The organism is Streptomyces sp. NPDC047917 (assembly GCF_043204345.1).
Lineage (GTDB): Bacteria > Actinomycetota > Actinomycetes > Streptomycetales > Streptomycetaceae > Streptomyces > Streptomyces sanglieri.
Genome location: NZ_JBIDCA010000005.1, coordinates 110,527 through 124,308, shown reverse-complemented (window position 1 = coordinate 124,308; position 13,782 = coordinate 110,527). Strand labels below are relative to the sequence as shown.

The following is a 13,782-nucleotide window of genomic DNA, read 5'->3' as shown; positions in this document are numbered from 1 at the left end:
ACCCATGGCAACGCTTGAAATCCGCGACCTGCACGTCTCCGTCGAGGCCGACAACGCCACGAAGGAGATCCTCAAGGGCGTCGACCTGACCGTGAAGCAGGGCGAGACCCACGCCATCATGGGCCCCAACGGGTCCGGCAAGTCCACCCTCGCGTACTCCCTCGCGGGTCACCCCAAGTACACGATCACCAGCGGCTCGGTGACCCTGGACGGCGAGGACGTCCTGGAGATGACCGTCGACGAGCGCGCCCGCGCCGGTCTGTTCCTCGCGATGCAGTACCCGGTCGAGATCCCCGGCGTCTCGGTCTCCAACTTCCTCCGCACCTCCGCCACCGCCGTCCGCGGCGAGGCGCCCAAGCTGCGCACCTGGGTGAAGGAGGTCAAGGAGACGATGGCCGGCCTCCATATGGACCCGGCCTTCGCCGAGCGCAACGTCAACGAGGGCTTCTCCGGCGGTGAGAAGAAGCGCCACGAGATCCTCCAGCTGGAGCTCCTCAAGCCGAAGGTCGCGATCCTCGACGAGACCGACTCCGGCCTGGACGTCGACGCCCTGCGCATCGTCTCCGAGGGCGTCAACCGGGTCCGCGAGACCGGCGAGGTCGGCACCCTGCTGATCACGCACTACACGCGGATCCTCCGCTACATCAAGCCCGACTTCGTGCACGTCTTCGCCAACGGCCGTATCGCCGAGTCCGGCGGCGCCGAGCTCGCCGACAAGCTGGAGAACGAGGGCTACGAGGCATATGTGAAGGGTGGCGCTTCCGCGTGACTGACGCCCGCCAGGGGCTCTCCGGCCTCCTCGACACCGAGGCGATCCGCAAGGACTTCCCCCTGCTGGATCGTACGGTCCACGACGGGAAGAAGATCGTTTACCTGGACAGCGCTGCGACCTCGCAGAAGCCGCGCCAGGTGCTCGACGCCCTCAACGAGTACTACGAGCGGCACAACGCCAATGTGCACCGCGGTGTGTACACGATCGCGGAGGAGGCCACGGCGCTGTACGAAGGCGCCCGTGACAAGGTCGCCGCGTTCATCAACGCGCCCAGCCGCGACGAGGTGATCTTCACCAAGAACGCCTCCGAGTCGCTCAACCTCGTGGCCAACATGCTCGGCTGGGCCGACGAGCCCTACCGGGTGGACCACGACACCGAGATCGTCACCACGGAGATGGAGCACCACTCCAACATCGTGCCGTGGCAGCTGCTCTCGCAGCGCACGGGCGCGAAGCTGAAGTGGTTCGGCATCACCGACGACGGCCGCCTCGACCTGTCCGACATCGACGAGATCATCACGGAGAAGACGAAGATCGTCTCCTTCACCCTGGTCTCCAACATCATGGGCACGATCAACCCGGTCGAGAAGATCATCCGCCGGGCCCAGCAGGTCGGCGCGCTGGTCTGCATCGACGCCTCGCAGGCCGCCCCGCACATGGTGCTGGACGTGCAGGCGCTGCAGGCCGACTTCGTGGCCTTCACCGGTCACAAGATGGTCGGCCCGACCGGCATCGGCGTGCTCTGGGGACGGCAGGAGCTCCTGGAGGACCTGCCGCCGTTCCTCGGCGGCGGCGAGATGATCGAGACCGTGTCGATGCACTCGTCGACGTACGCCCCCGCGCCGCACAAGTTCGAGGCCGGTACGCCCCCGATCGCCCAGGCCGTCGGCCTCGGCGCGGCCGTGGACTACCTCTCGGCGATCGGCATGGAGAACATCTACCGCCACGAGCACGCGATCACCGAGTACGCGGTGAAGCGGCTCCTGGAGGTCCCGGACCTGCGGATCATCGGTCCGGCGACGGCCGAGGACCGCGGCGCCACGATCTCCTTCACGCTCGGTGACATCCACCCGCACGACGTGGGCCAGGTGCTCGACGAGCAGGGCATCGCGGTCCGGGTCGGACACCACTGCGCACGGCCGGTCTGCCTGCGGTACGGAATTCCTGCGACCACGCGAGCGTCGTTCTATCTGTACTCCACGCCCGCCGAGGTCGACGCCCTGGTGGACGGCCTGGAGCACGTACGGAACTTTTTCGGATAATGGGCGAGCGGCTGAGGGTTGACTGGTGAAGCTTGATTCCATGTACCAGGAAGTGATCCTGGACCACTACAAGCACCCCCACGGGCGTGGCCTGCGGGACGGCGACGCAGAGGTGCACCACGTCAATCCGACGTGTGGCGACGAGATCACTCTCCGGGTGAAGTACGACGGCGAGACCATCGCCGATGTGTCGTACGAGGGTCAGGGCTGCTCCATCAGCCAGGCCAGCGCCTCCGTGCTGAACGACCTCCTGGTCGGCAAGGAACTGGGCCAGGCGCAGAAGATCCAGGAGACCTTCCTGGAGCTGATGCAGTCCAAGGGCCAGCTGGAGCCGGACGACGCGATGGAGGAGGTGCTGGAGGACGCGGTCGCGTTCGCCGGCGTCTCGAAGTACCCGGCCCGGGTCAAGTGCGCGCTGCTGAGCTGGATGGCGTGGAAGGACGCGACGGCGAAGGCGCTGTCCGAAGGGAAGACGGCATGAGCGACAACGAGACTCTCACCACCAAGCCGGCCTCCGAGGAGGAGGTCCGCGAGGCGCTTTACGACGTGGTCGACCCCGAGCTGGGCATCGACGTCGTGAACCTGGGCCTGATCTACGGCATCCACATCGACGACGCCAACATCGCCACCCTCGACATGACGCTGACGTCCGCGGCCTGCCCGCTGACCGACGTCATCGAGGACCAGGCGAAGTCCGCGACCGACGGCATCGTCAACGAGCTGCGGATCAACTGGGTCTGGATGCCGCCGTGGGGTCCGGACAAGATCACGGACGACGGGCGCGAGCAGCTTCGCGCCCTGGGCTTCAACGTCTGAGACGTCTGCGCCCACTGCTGACGAAGAACGGCCTCCGGCTCCGTGCCGGGGGCCGTTCTTCGTCGTTGTTTCGCCTGCCGTACTCATGATGTGTGTCCGTCGTTGGCACGGGTATCGGAACGTACCCGCGACATCACGCCGACGAGAGGCATGCCGTGCTGCATCAGTTTTCGCTCCCCGACCGCAGGTTGGCCGCCACCGCGAGCGGAGTGCTCCTGCTGGCCGCGCTCGGGCTCAACGCCCCCGCGCACGCCGCGAGTTACGGAACGCCGACGATCGCCTTCTCGGCCTCGTACCTCTCCGGTGCCGTCGGCGCGAGCGGTGACCCGGTGGTGACGGTCACCGTCGCGCAGAGCGGGGCCGACGCGAGCGCGCTCGGCGTGGCGGCGTCCGCGAGCTCCAAGTCGTCCGTCGCCGGGACCGGGGACGTGACCGTCACGGGCACCGGCGCCACCCGGCAGCTCTCCGTGGCCGCGCACGGACGCGGCTACACCGACCTCACGATCAAGGTCACCGGGCTCGGCGGCAAGACCGCCACCAAGAAGCTGCACTACGCCGCGTCCGCCGCCGTGCAGAACGCCGCGGACACCCGCTACCTCACCGGCTCCTCGGACGCCTCGGCCGCCGTGGACGTCGGCGGCGGCCATGTGGTCGTGGCCGACGACGAGTCCAACACGCTGCGGCTGTACGACCGTTCGGCGTCCGGCGGGCCCGTGAAGAGCTGGGACGTCGGATCGAAGCTCGGGGCGGACAAGGAGATCGACATCGAGGGCGCGGCCCGGGTCGGCGACACCATCTACTGGACCGGTTCGCTCGGCAACAACAAGAACGGCGAGTACAAGTCCGACCGCAACACCGTCTTCACCACGAAGGTGACCGGCTCGGGCGCCGCCACCCAGCTGACGGTGGGCGGCAAGTACGGGAAGCTCCGTGACGATCTTGTCGCGTGGGACGAGGCGAACGGCGACCGGCTGGGCTTCGCCGCGGGTACGGACGACGGTGAAGTGCCCAAGCAGATCGACGGGTTCAACATCGAGGGCCTGGAGTTCGCGCCCGGCTCGACGACCACCGCGTACCTCGGATTCCGGGCCCCGCTCGTCCCGCCGAAGTCCGGCGGCAAGGCCCTGATCGTGCCCGTCACCAACTTCGACCGGGTGGCCGGCAGCGGGGCGAAGGCGGTCATGGGCGAGCCGATCGAGCTGGACCTCGGCGGGCTCAGCATCCGGGACATCCGCAAGAACGCCGCCGACCAGTACCTGATCGTGGCCGGTTCCTGGGCGGCCGACGACAACTCCGACCCGTACGCCCTCTACTCCTGGGACGGGGTCGCCTCGCACGCACCGGTCAAGCGGGCCGATCTGCCGACCGCCGACCCGGGCGGCTGGGAGGCCGTCGTGGACGTGCCGGACCTGACGGTGCCGGGCGCCCGGGCCCAGCTGATCACGGATTCCGGCTCGGCCGATCTGTACGGGGACGGCACGGAGGCGAAGGACCTCGACAACGCCGAGTGGAAGAAGTCCCGGGCCGTCCGGTTCACCGTCGGGGGCTGACCGGCCCGGACGCTCTCGCGATCCGGCGGGCCGGGCGACGCGAACGGCCGTGTCCGCCGGGAAGGCCGGCGGACACGGCCGTCGAGGCCGTCGAACGCATCGTCCCGGCCCCCGTCGGCCGCAGCCGGCCGACGGGCGCTGTCAGGGGCCGTACTGCGGGCCGTACTGCGGGGGCACGGCCGCCGCCTCGGCGAGGGCCGGGCCCAGGTTCTCCGTGCGCATGCGGCGGTCTACGTAGAGCAGTCCGGTCACCAGCTGCGGGAACGTCGCCGAGATGAACTGGCCGACCAGCTGCCCGAGCGCCATGATCACCAGATAGCCGCTCATGGCGAAGGCGATCGCGGCGGGGTTGGGATCCTCGTCCAGGGTCGCTCCGCCGATGACGCCGGAGAACATGCCGAGGAACGAGAACGGGAGCTGGATCATGTAGCTCGCCGCCCCGGCCAGGGCGAAGGCCAGCAGGGAGATCCCGAGGATCCGCCACCAGTCGCCGCGCACCAGCTGCGAGGAGCGGCGCAGGGCGGCCACCGGGGACGCCCCCTCGAACACCACGGCCGAGGGGGCCAGACAGAACTTCACCCAGAGCCAGATCGCGAGCGGGGCGGTGGCCAGGGCGCCCAGGAAACCGAGCACGGTCCACAGCACCGCGCTGCCCCCGTGCGCCAGAGTGATGGCGCCGATGATCAACGCGAAGAAGCCGACCAGCATGAGCACCATCGGGATCACTGCTATCAGGCAGGTCAGGACCACCGTTCCGAACACCGCCGGCACTCGGGACCAGGCCCGCCGCCAGACGAGGGAGAAGGTGGTCGGCCTGCCCAGCACCGCTTCCTGCAGGACCGTGGGAACGGTCGCGTACATCATGGCCGTGGCGACCGCGAAGGCGATCATGGCGACCAGCCAGACGACCCCGAAGGCGATCACCATCGGCACCACGTCGGAGGGCACCGGGTCCTCGTCGGCGCTGAGCGAGACGACCCGGTGCAGATGGCCGCTGACCGCGGAGTACCCGATCAGGACCGTGACAGCCATGATCACCACCGCCCCGCCGTACACGGCGGCGCCGATGCCGAACAGCTGCTTCCAGTAGCGCCCCAGCGTGCCGAAGGCGCCGCCGAACATGTCCCCGAGCTTCAGTGGCGCCAGCGGTATCACCCCGGGCTTCGGCGGTGGCGTCCAGCCGCCCCATCCCGGTGGTCCCGGGGGCCCTCCGTACGGTGCTCCGCCGCCCCACCCTGCGTCCTGCGCCACTGCTGCTCCGTCATGTGTCGTCGTCCGGTGTGCTGGTCGGGACACCGTAGCGCCCCGGTCCGCGGGCACCGCCCGTACCGTCGAACGGACGGCGATGCGTACACTCGTACACATGGGATACGGACTGCTGGCCGCGGCGATCGCGGCGGAGGTGGCCGGCACGACGGCCATGAAGTACAGCGAGGGCTTCACCAGGCTCTGGCCCTCGCTGATCACCGTCGTGGGATACCTCGTCGCCTTCGGGCTGCTCGCCCAGACGCTGAAGACGCTGTCGGTGGGCACCGCGTACGCGATCTGGGCCGGGATCGGCACCGCCGCGGTCGCCGCCATCGGCATCCTTTTCATGGGCGAGTCCGGCAGCCCGGTCAAGCTGGCGGGCATAGCGCTGGTCATCGCCGGAGTGGTGGTGCTGAATCTGGGCGGGGCCCACTGATGGCGCGCCGTTACGACCCCGAGCGGCGCGACCGCATCATCGACGCCGCGATCAGGGTGGTCGGCGCCAAGGGCATCGCGGGGCTGAGCCACCGCTCCGTCGCGGCCGAGGCCGATGTGCCGCTCGGCTCGACGACCTATCACTTCGCCTCGCTGGACGAGCTGTTGACCGCGGCGCTGCGCCGGTCCAACGAGAACTTCGCCGGGGTCATGCGGGAGAGCCGGGCGCTGGCCGACCCGGCGGCCGACCTGGCCGGGGAACTGGCCCGGCTGCTGGGGGAGTACTTCGCCGGCGGCCGAGGACGGGCCGAGCTGGAGTACGAGCTGTATCTCGCCGCGCTCCGAAGGCCCGCGCTGCGGCCCGTAGCCGCCGAGTGGACCGACCGCACCGCCGAACTGCTGTCCCGGCGCACCGATCCGGCCACCGCGCGGGCGCTGATCGCGCTGATGGACGGGATCTGTCTGCAGGTGCTGCTCACCGGCGGCGAGTACGACGAGGTGTACGCGCGGGAGATGCTGCGGCGGATCGCCGGGTGACGGTTCGGTCTGCGGGCGTCGGGTGATGGCTCCGCCCCCGCGCGCATTGGGTAATGGCTTTGCCCCCGCGTGCATCGGGTTGGCGGTTCCGTCTCGGCGGGCGTCGGGTGATGGCTCCGCCCCCGCTTCGCCCCCGCGCGCCCCTCACGCGCCCGGCGGGCCCCCGTTCCGTACCGCCGCGAGGGCGGCCCGGACGCTCGCCTCGATGTCGGTGATCGGGTAGAGCGCCTCGCGGACCGTCCGATCGCGGTCCACCACCAGTGTCAGCCGCTTCAGCCGGCTGATGCCGCCCGCGCGGAAGGTGGGCAGGCGCAGCGCCGCCGTCAGCTCCAGCTCCGCGTCGGACAGCAGGGGAAAGCGCAGCCGCTCCGCGTCCGCGAAGGCCCGCTGTTCGTCCGGGCGCTGGGTCGACACCCCGTGCACCGACGCGCCCGCCGCGGCGAACTCGGCCGCCCGGTCCCGGTAGGTGCAGGATTCGAGGGTGCAGCCACCCGTGCCCGGGATCTCGGACCAGCCCGGCGGGTAGGCGTCCCGTCGGGCATGGGCGCCGGGGAAGAAGTACAGGACGGTGTACGGGGTGCCGGCGACCGGGTCGCGCGGCGCGCCGTCGTGGTCCAGCAGCCGCAGCCCGGGCAGGCGGGTGCCCACCAGTGCGTGCACCCGGGCTGCCTCCTTCGAGGCCTCCGCCGCCGTCGCCGTCGTCTCCCCGTCCCCCATCACCCAGGTGTCGCCCCAGTCCTGGAGTGCGATCAGCACGGGCAGCAGCGCGCGCCCGCGCGCGGTGAGCCGGTACTCGTACCGGGGCGGCCGGTCCTGGTAGGGATCCCGGGAGAGCACCCCCGCGTCGACCAGCAGCCGCAGCCGCTCGGTCAGCACCTTGCGGGACACGCCCAGCTCCTGCTGGAGCGCGTCGAAGCGGTGCACCCCGCGTGCCGTGTCCCGCACGATCAGCAGGGTCCACCAGTCGCCCACGACATCGAGCGCCTGGGCGATCGCGCAGTCGGCGTCGGCCAGGCTGGTGCGCTGGGCCATGGACTCCTCCGTTCGTCCCCGGTGTCCGCCTGTTCCCCGCTCACCGGATTGACCAGCAGGAAACCACGATGCCATAGTCCGTTCCCAAAAGAAACTTACCGGGAGGGTGCTGGGGATGAGATTTTCGGGGTTCGTGCGGGACGTGCCGCGCACGGTGCGGCTGCTGGCCTTCGGCTCGTTCCTCAACGCGGTCGTCAGCTTCACCTTCGTCTACCTCTTCGTCTATCTGACCGGCCCGCGCGGGATGGGCGTCCCGCAGGCCGGAGTCCTCGCGGGCATCGGCGGCATCGGCCTGGTCGCGGGGAACTTCACCGGTGGCTGGTTCGGCGACCACTACGGTCACCGCCGCATGCTGCTGACCGGCGCGCTGGTCGCCGGGGCGGCGCTCGCGGCCCTGCCGGCCCTTCCGGTCGGCGCGATGTACGGGGTGCTGCCGCTCGCGCAGTACGCGGCGGGCGTCGTGCGCGCCGCCAACGCCGCGCTCGTCGCGGTCTCCGTCCCCGAGGGCGGCCGGCGCCAGAGCTTCGCCCTCGTGCGGGCCGCGGGCAACGCCGGGTTCGCCGTGGGCCCGCCGCTCGGCGCGCTGATCGCCGCGCGCTTCTCGTACGACTGGCTGTTCCTCGCCGACGGCCTCGGAACCCTGCTCTTCGCCGGGTACGCGGCGGCGGTGCTCCCGGCGCACGGCACCGCGCACACCCGTCCGGCCCGCCGCGACCCCGGCACACCCGGGCTCTGGCGGGAACTGCGGGCCAGGCCCGCCGTGCCGGTCCTGCTCGCCGCGATCCTCTGCGTCGACCTCGTCTACCGGCAGCAGTACTCCACCCTGCCCGTCTTCCTCGCCGAGCACGGCCACGGCACCCGGTTCTACGGCTGGCTGCTGGCCGTCAACGGCGGGCTCATCCTGCTGCTGGAACTCCCCGCCGCACACGTACTGCGCCGCCGGGCGCCACTGGGCATCGTCGGCACCGGGCTGCTGCTGGTGGGACTGGGCTACGCGGTACTGATCCCCGGCGCCGGGGCGCCCGCCGCCGTCACGATGATGGCGGCACTGACCGCGGGCGAGATCCTCTACAAGACCACCGCGACGGCCCATGTCGCCGATCAGGCCCCCGCGCATGCGCAGGGCCGCTTCCAGAGCCTGTACGCGGGCGCCTCCATCAGCGGCCAGGTGCTGGCGCCGCCGCTCGGCGGCGCGCTCTACGCCCACGCGCCCGGACTGCTCTGGCCCGCCTGCGCGGTGCTGGCCTGCGGCGCGGGGGCGGCGGTACTCGCGGCGCGGCGGCTGCGGGGGCCCGGAGCGGTGCCGGGACCGGTGTGCGGGGAGGCCGCCGTACCGGTGCCTGGACCGGTGTGCGGGGAGGCCGCCGTACCGGTGCCCGGACGGCAGGCGCAGCCCGGCTGACCTGGTGGGTCCGGGCCCCTGGGCCGGCCGCGACCATCCGGCGAGACCGGTTGGCCCCGGTGGTGCCTCGCCGGTTAGGTTTCGTGTCATGACCGACACGACTCCTGCTCGCACCACCGGCGCCGTCGCCGCCGGCCTCGCCACCATCGCCGGCGACGGTTCCGTTCTCGACACCTGGTTCCCCGCCCCCGAGCTCACCGCCGAGCCGGGCCCGGCCGGAACCGAGCGGCTCACCCCCGACCAGGCCGTCAACCTCCTCGGTGAGGGCGCCGCCAAGGCCATCGGCGTGGACGCCCGCCGCGGTGTCGAGACCGTCGCCGTACGTACGGTCATCGCCTCGCTCGACGACAAGCCGCTGGACGCGCACGACGCGTACCTGCGCCTGCACCTCCTCTCGCACCGCCTCGTCCGGCCGCACGGCCAGAACCTGGACGGGCTCTTCGGCCTCCTCTCCAACGTCGCCTGGACCTCGCTCGGCCCGGTCGCCGTCGACGACGTGGAGAAGGTGCGGCTGAACGCCCGCGCCGAGGGCCTGCACCTCCAGGTCACCTCGGTCGACAAGTTCCCCCGGATGACGGACTACGTCGCGCCGAAGGGCGTCCGGATCGCCGACGCCGACCGGGTCAGGCTCGGTGCGCACCTCGCCGCCGGCACGACCGTCATGCACGAGGGCTTCGTCAACTTCAACGCGGGCACCCTCGGCACCTCGATGGTCGAGGGCCGCATCTCGGCGGGCGTCGTCGTCGGCGACGGCTCCGACATCGGCGGCGGCGCCTCCACCATGGGCACCCTCTCCGGCGGCGGCAAGGAGCGCATCGTGATCGGCGAGCGCTGCCTGATCGGCGCCGAGGCCGGCGTCGGGATCGCGCTCGGCGACGAGTGCGTCGTCGAGGCCGGGCTCTACGTCACGGCCGGCACCCGGATCACGCTGCCCGACGGCCAGATCGTCAAGGCCCGTGAGCTCTCCGGCGCCTCGAACATCCTCTTCCGCCGGAACTCGGTCTCCGGCGCCGTCGAGGCCCGCCCGAACAACGCGGTCTGGGACGGCCTCAACGACGTCCTGCACAGCCACAACTAAGGGGCCTGCCGACCCTGGTCCATGGCGGCGAGGAGTTCCTCGTACGCCCGCCGCAGCCCGTCGGTCGCCTCGCGCCCGGCGGGCTGCAGCGGTTCGCGGACCGGTCCGGCGTCGAGCAGGGCCTTCGCCGTGACGGTGCCGGGCAGCCCGGACGCCATCATCAGCCGGGTCAGCGGAACCAGGAGCCGGTTGAGCCGGACGGCCTCCGCGGTGTCCCGGGCGTCGAACGCGTCCAGGACCGCCCGCACCGCACGGGGCGCCACATTGGCGACGGTGCTCACACAGCCCGCCGCGCCCACCGCGTACAACGGCAGATTCAGCTCCTCGCAGCCCGAGTAGTACGCCAGCGAGGTCGCGCCGATCACCTCCGTGGAGCCCAGCAGGTCGTACGCGCAGTCCTTCACCGCCACGATGCCCGGGTGCTCCGCGAGCCGCAGCATGGTCTCCGGCTCGATGCGGGTGCCGGTGCGGCCGGGGATGTCGTACAGCATCACCGGGAGGCCGGTCGCGTCGGCCACGCGCACGAAGTGCGCCTCGACGGCGGGCTGCGGCGGCCGGCTGTAGTACGGCGTCACCACCAACAGGCCGTCCGCTCCTGCCTGTTCGGCCTGCCGGGCGAGGTCGATCGTGTGCCGGGTGTCCGCGCTGCCGACCCCGGCGACGATCGGCACGCCGTCGCCCACCGCGGCCCGGACCGCCCGCAGCAGCGCGGTCTTCTCGGCGTCGGTGGTGGTCGGGGACTCGCCGGTGGTGCCGCTGAGCACCAGCCCGTCGCAGCCGTCGGCGACCAGGGCGGCGGCATGCCTCCCGGCGGCGTCCGGGTCCAGCTCCCCCGATCCGGTGAACGGCGTGATCATGGCGCAGAGCGTGCGGCCGAAGGGTGTCACTGGCGCGGTCATCACTGGTGCGGTCATCCCCGAAGTGTCGGCGGACCGGACCGTGAAGGTCCACTTAGATCTGCTTGGGGTGAGCGGCAAGGAGCACTGAACAGTCGCCGGGTCGGGCGCACGGGGTCTGGCATGATCGAACGCCTATGCGGCAGGCCGAGACCGGGGTGGGTGCGTGAGCATGCGAGGACTGGCAGGGGCGGGGACCGGGAGACGGAGGCCACTGGCGGCCGGGGTGCTGGCCGGGGTGCTGGGCCTGACGCTCTCCGGATGCGCCGGGTTCCTCGTGCCGGCGGGCGAGGGCGAGCCGGAGCCGGCACCCAGCGATCCGTACCGGGTGCACGCCGACAAGCTGCCGACGCCGTTCCCCAGCGTCTCCGGCGGGGTCTCCGACCGGCCTGGCGCGCAGGGGCCCGCCCCCACACCCACCCTCCCGGCCGGCTGCCCGTCCTCCGGCGTCGTCGTCGACATGGGCGAGGTGGAGGCGGCGCTCGGCCACCGCGCCGTCGGACTCAGCCTCACCAACTGCGGCAGCAAGCCCTACCGGGTCACCGGCTACCCGTCCGTCCGGGCCCTGGACGAGGCCGGTGACCCGCTGCCCGTCCCGGTCAACCCGGGCTCCTCCTACATGGGCACCGACCGCGGGCCGAAGGAGGTCATGCTGAAGCCGGGGGAGACCGCGCGCTCGCTCCTGGCCTGGGTCTCCACCCCCACCGGCGGCGACCTCATCGAGGGCGACGCCCTGGAGATCGCGGCCGCGCCCGGCCTGGAGGGGCGCACCTTCCCGCTCAAGGGCAGCGACGTACGGATGCTCGACGAGCTCAACATGACCGCGTGGCGGACCGGCCCCGCCTGAGGGCTGTCCCGCGGTTCCCGGCGGGCGCACGACGACAGCCACGGCACCTCGCCGCGTTGTCGGAACGCCCTGATACCTCCAGTATTCGGGCGTCCCTCCGCCCGGCGACGCACCGCGTCCGACGCCGCGCGCTGTTCCACCAGGAAGTGCGGGACAGCCCCCAGCGGCGCCGGGGCCGGGTCAGAGGGCGAGCCTGAAGCCCTCGTGGCTGCGGGCGAAGCCCAGCGACTCGTAGAACCGGTGCGCGTCCGTACGCCGCTTGCCGCTGGTCAGCTGCACCAGCCCGCACCCCCGCTGCCGGGCCCGGTCGACCGCCTGCCTCATCAGCTCCCGGCCCAGACCGCCACCCCGCCGGTCGGCCCTGATCCGCACCGCCTCGATCAGCGCCCGCTCCTCGCCGTTCCTGCCGAGCCCCGGTATGTACGTGGCCTGCGCACAGCCCAGCACGGTGTCGCCGTCCACCAGCACCAGCATCTCGTTGCGCGGGTCGCTCCCGATGGCCGCGAAGGCCCTCTCGTACGCCTCGTCGACCACGACCGAGGCCGGATCGACGACCCGCTCCTCGTCGGCGAGGAGGGCGAGCACGGCGGGCAGATCGGCACGGGTGGCGGTGCGGAGGTTCATGCCCCGGAGTCTGGCACGGGCACCGGAGCGCCCGGTGCCCGGCCCGCGGCCCGCCCGCGCGGCACGGTCAGCGGCGCGCCATGTAGAGGCCGAAGGCCTTGTGGAGCACCTTGTTGATCGGGTAGTCCCACTCGCCGATGTACTCGGCGGCCCGGCCGCCGGTGCCGACCTTGAAGCGCAGCAGGCCCACCAGATGGTTGCCCTCGTCCAGGGTGTCGGTGATGCCGCGCAGGTCGTAGACGGCGGCGCCCCGTTCGTGCGCGTCACTCATCATCCGCCACTGGACGGCGTTGCTGGGCTGGACCTCGCGCCTGCGGCCGGTCGAGGCGCCGTAGGAGTACCAGACGTGGTTCCCGACGGTCAGCATCGTCGCGGCGGAGAGCGTCTCGCCCTCGTGCTGGGCCAGGTACAACCGCATCCGTTCGGGGTCCTCGGCCCGCAGCGCGGTCCACATCCGCTGGAAGTAGCCGAGTGGACGGGGGATGAACCGGTCGCGCTCGGCCGTCTCGCGATACAGCTCGTAGAAGGCCGGAAGGTCCTCGTAGTCGCCCTCGACGACCTTGACGCCCGCCTTCTCCGCCTTCTTGATGTTGCGCCGCCACTGCTGGTTCAGATTGCCCCGGACCTCCTCCAGCGACAGCCCGGCGAACGGCACCTGGAAGACGTACCGGGGCTGCCCCGCGCTGAAACCGTCCTCGCTCTCCGCCTCGCCGCGCCGCCAGCCCAGCCCGCGCAGCAGCTCCACGACCTCGTCGGCCCCCGGCTCCCGCGAGTCCGGCGGTACGTCGCGCAGCCGTCCGGCGGCCGGGTCGGCGATGGCGGCCTTCACCGTCCCGGCGTCCCAGCGCCGGGCGACGACCGGCGGACCCATCCGCACCGAGAACGCGCCCTGAGCCTTCAGGTGCGCCAGCATCGGATCCAGCCACTCACGCAGACCACCGTCGTGCCAGTCGATGACCGGGCCCTCCGGCAGATAGGCCAGAGAGCGCTTCACCCGGGGGATCGGCCGGTACAGCACCAGCCCGGCCCCGACGATCCGCTCCCGGCCCGCACCGTCCCGGTCGAACCAGCCGATGCTCTCCGCACGCCAGTCGGGCTTCACATCGCCCCACGAGGGAACCTGCAGATGGCTCACGGCCGGACGGCTCGCGACGAACGCCAGATGCTCCTCGCGGCTGATCGTCCTGAGGTGCGGTGCCATGCGGTACTCCGTTCGTTGTGTTGCCGGTGGGTCCGGCGGTGCCGACGGGGCGCGCTGTTGACCTCAAGCGGACTTGACGTAT

Annotated in this window: 15 protein-coding genes; 10 read left to right on the top strand and 5 right to left on the bottom strand. The window is 71.6% G+C overall.

Annotation, left to right across the window (positions count from 1 at the left end; all coding sequences use genetic code 11):
• The first annotated feature begins 4 nt into the window (after positions 1 to 4).
• The 5 genes from sufC (at position 5) to ACGF8B_RS13360 (ending at position 4,400) form a co-directional block, all read left to right on the top strand.
• The gene (gene sufC / locus ACGF8B_RS13380; protein ID WP_392737621.1) at positions 5 to 769 is read left to right on the top strand and encodes a Fe-S cluster assembly ATPase SufC; all 765 of its coding nucleotides are present in this window, start codon (positions 5 to 7) and stop codon (positions 767 to 769) included.
• Entirely contained in the window at positions 766 to 2,034 is a 1,269-nt protein-coding gene (locus ACGF8B_RS13375) for a cysteine desulfurase (protein WP_342282762.1), read from the top strand. Before sufC ends, ACGF8B_RS13375 begins: the two co-directional genes overlap by 4 nt.
• A gap of 25 nt (positions 2,035 to 2,059) precedes the next feature.
• Entirely contained in the window at positions 2,060 to 2,515 is a 456-nt protein-coding gene (sufU, locus tag ACGF8B_RS13370) for a Fe-S cluster assembly sulfur transfer protein SufU (RefSeq protein ID WP_072483050.1), read from the top strand.
• Positions 2,512 to 2,850 carry a metal-sulfur cluster assembly factor gene (locus tag ACGF8B_RS13365; RefSeq protein WP_093539690.1) on the top strand — a complete coding sequence of 113 codons (339 nt, stop codon included), beginning with the start codon at positions 2,512 to 2,514 and terminating at the stop codon, positions 2,848 to 2,850. Before sufU ends, ACGF8B_RS13365 begins: the two co-directional genes overlap by 4 nt.
• Before the next feature lie 155 nt (positions 2,851 to 3,005).
• The gene (locus ACGF8B_RS13360; protein ID WP_392737619.1) at positions 3,006 to 4,400 is read left to right on the top strand and encodes a DUF3616 domain-containing protein; all 1,395 of its coding nucleotides are present in this window, start codon (positions 3,006 to 3,008) and stop codon (positions 4,398 to 4,400) included.
• 141 nt (positions 4,401 to 4,541) lie between these two features.
• On the opposite strand, the gene ACGF8B_RS13355 is transcribed toward ACGF8B_RS13360, so the two are convergent.
• Complete coding sequence (locus ACGF8B_RS13355; protein ID WP_392737617.1) at positions 4,542 to 5,522, bottom strand: hypothetical protein; 981 nt, start codon at positions 5,520 to 5,522, stop codon at positions 4,542 to 4,544.
• A gap of 241 nt (positions 5,523 to 5,763) precedes the next feature.
• On the opposite strand from ACGF8B_RS13355, the gene ACGF8B_RS13350 reads away from it, so the two are divergent.
• Complete coding sequence (locus ACGF8B_RS13350; RefSeq protein ID WP_342282776.1) at positions 5,764 to 6,084, top strand: multidrug efflux SMR transporter; 321 nt, start codon at positions 5,764 to 5,766, stop codon at positions 6,082 to 6,084.
• A complete protein-coding gene (locus ACGF8B_RS13345) occupies positions 6,084 to 6,620 on the top strand; it encodes a TetR/AcrR family transcriptional regulator (protein WP_392737615.1) in 537 nt (178 codons plus the stop codon). Before ACGF8B_RS13350 ends, ACGF8B_RS13345 begins: the two co-directional genes overlap by 1 nt.
• 144 nt (positions 6,621 to 6,764) lie before the next feature.
• Here ACGF8B_RS13345 and ACGF8B_RS13340 read toward each other — a convergent pair whose 3' ends face one another.
• Positions 6,765 to 7,652, bottom strand: coding sequence for a winged helix-turn-helix transcriptional regulator (locus tag ACGF8B_RS13340; protein ID WP_392737613.1), 888 nt, complete (start codon positions 7,650 to 7,652; stop codon positions 6,765 to 6,767).
• A 115-nt stretch (positions 7,653 to 7,767) separates the two neighbouring features.
• On the opposite strand from ACGF8B_RS13340, the gene ACGF8B_RS13335 reads away from it, so the two are divergent.
• Positions 7,768 to 9,054, top strand: coding sequence for an MFS transporter (locus ACGF8B_RS13335; RefSeq protein WP_392737611.1), 1,287 nt, complete (start codon positions 7,768 to 7,770; stop codon positions 9,052 to 9,054).
• Positions 9,055 to 9,142: 88 nt separating this feature from the next.
• Positions 9,143 to 10,132 (top strand): 2,3,4,5-tetrahydropyridine-2,6-dicarboxylate N-succinyltransferase, encoded by a 990-nt coding sequence (gene dapD / locus ACGF8B_RS13330; RefSeq protein ID WP_266916675.1) that lies wholly within the window; start codon positions 9,143 to 9,145, stop codon positions 10,130 to 10,132.
• Here the strand turns inward: dapD and dapA are convergent.
• Entirely contained in the window at positions 10,129 to 11,031 is a 903-nt protein-coding gene (gene dapA, locus ACGF8B_RS13325; RefSeq protein WP_392738333.1) for a 4-hydroxy-tetrahydrodipicolinate synthase, read from the bottom strand. The genes dapD and dapA overlap by 4 nt on opposite strands.
• Before the next feature lie 169 nt (positions 11,032 to 11,200).
• Here dapA and ACGF8B_RS13320 point away from each other — a divergent pair, with 169 nt between their 5' ends.
• The gene (locus ACGF8B_RS13320; protein ID WP_392737609.1) at positions 11,201 to 11,875 is read left to right on the top strand and encodes a DUF4232 domain-containing protein; all 675 of its coding nucleotides are present in this window, start codon (positions 11,201 to 11,203) and stop codon (positions 11,873 to 11,875) included.
• A 180-nt stretch (positions 11,876 to 12,055) separates the two neighbouring features.
• Here the strand turns inward: ACGF8B_RS13320 and ACGF8B_RS13315 are convergent, their stop codons facing one another.
• Complete coding sequence (locus ACGF8B_RS13315) at positions 12,056 to 12,499, bottom strand: GNAT family N-acetyltransferase (protein WP_392737607.1); 444 nt, start codon at positions 12,497 to 12,499, stop codon at positions 12,056 to 12,058.
• A 67-nt stretch (positions 12,500 to 12,566) separates the two neighbouring features.
• Positions 12,567 to 13,700 carry a lipid II:glycine glycyltransferase FemX gene (locus ACGF8B_RS13310; protein WP_392737605.1) on the bottom strand — a complete coding sequence of 378 codons (1,134 nt, stop codon included), beginning with the start codon at positions 13,698 to 13,700 and terminating at the stop codon, positions 12,567 to 12,569.
• Between the last annotated feature and the right edge of the window lie 82 nt (positions 13,701 to 13,782).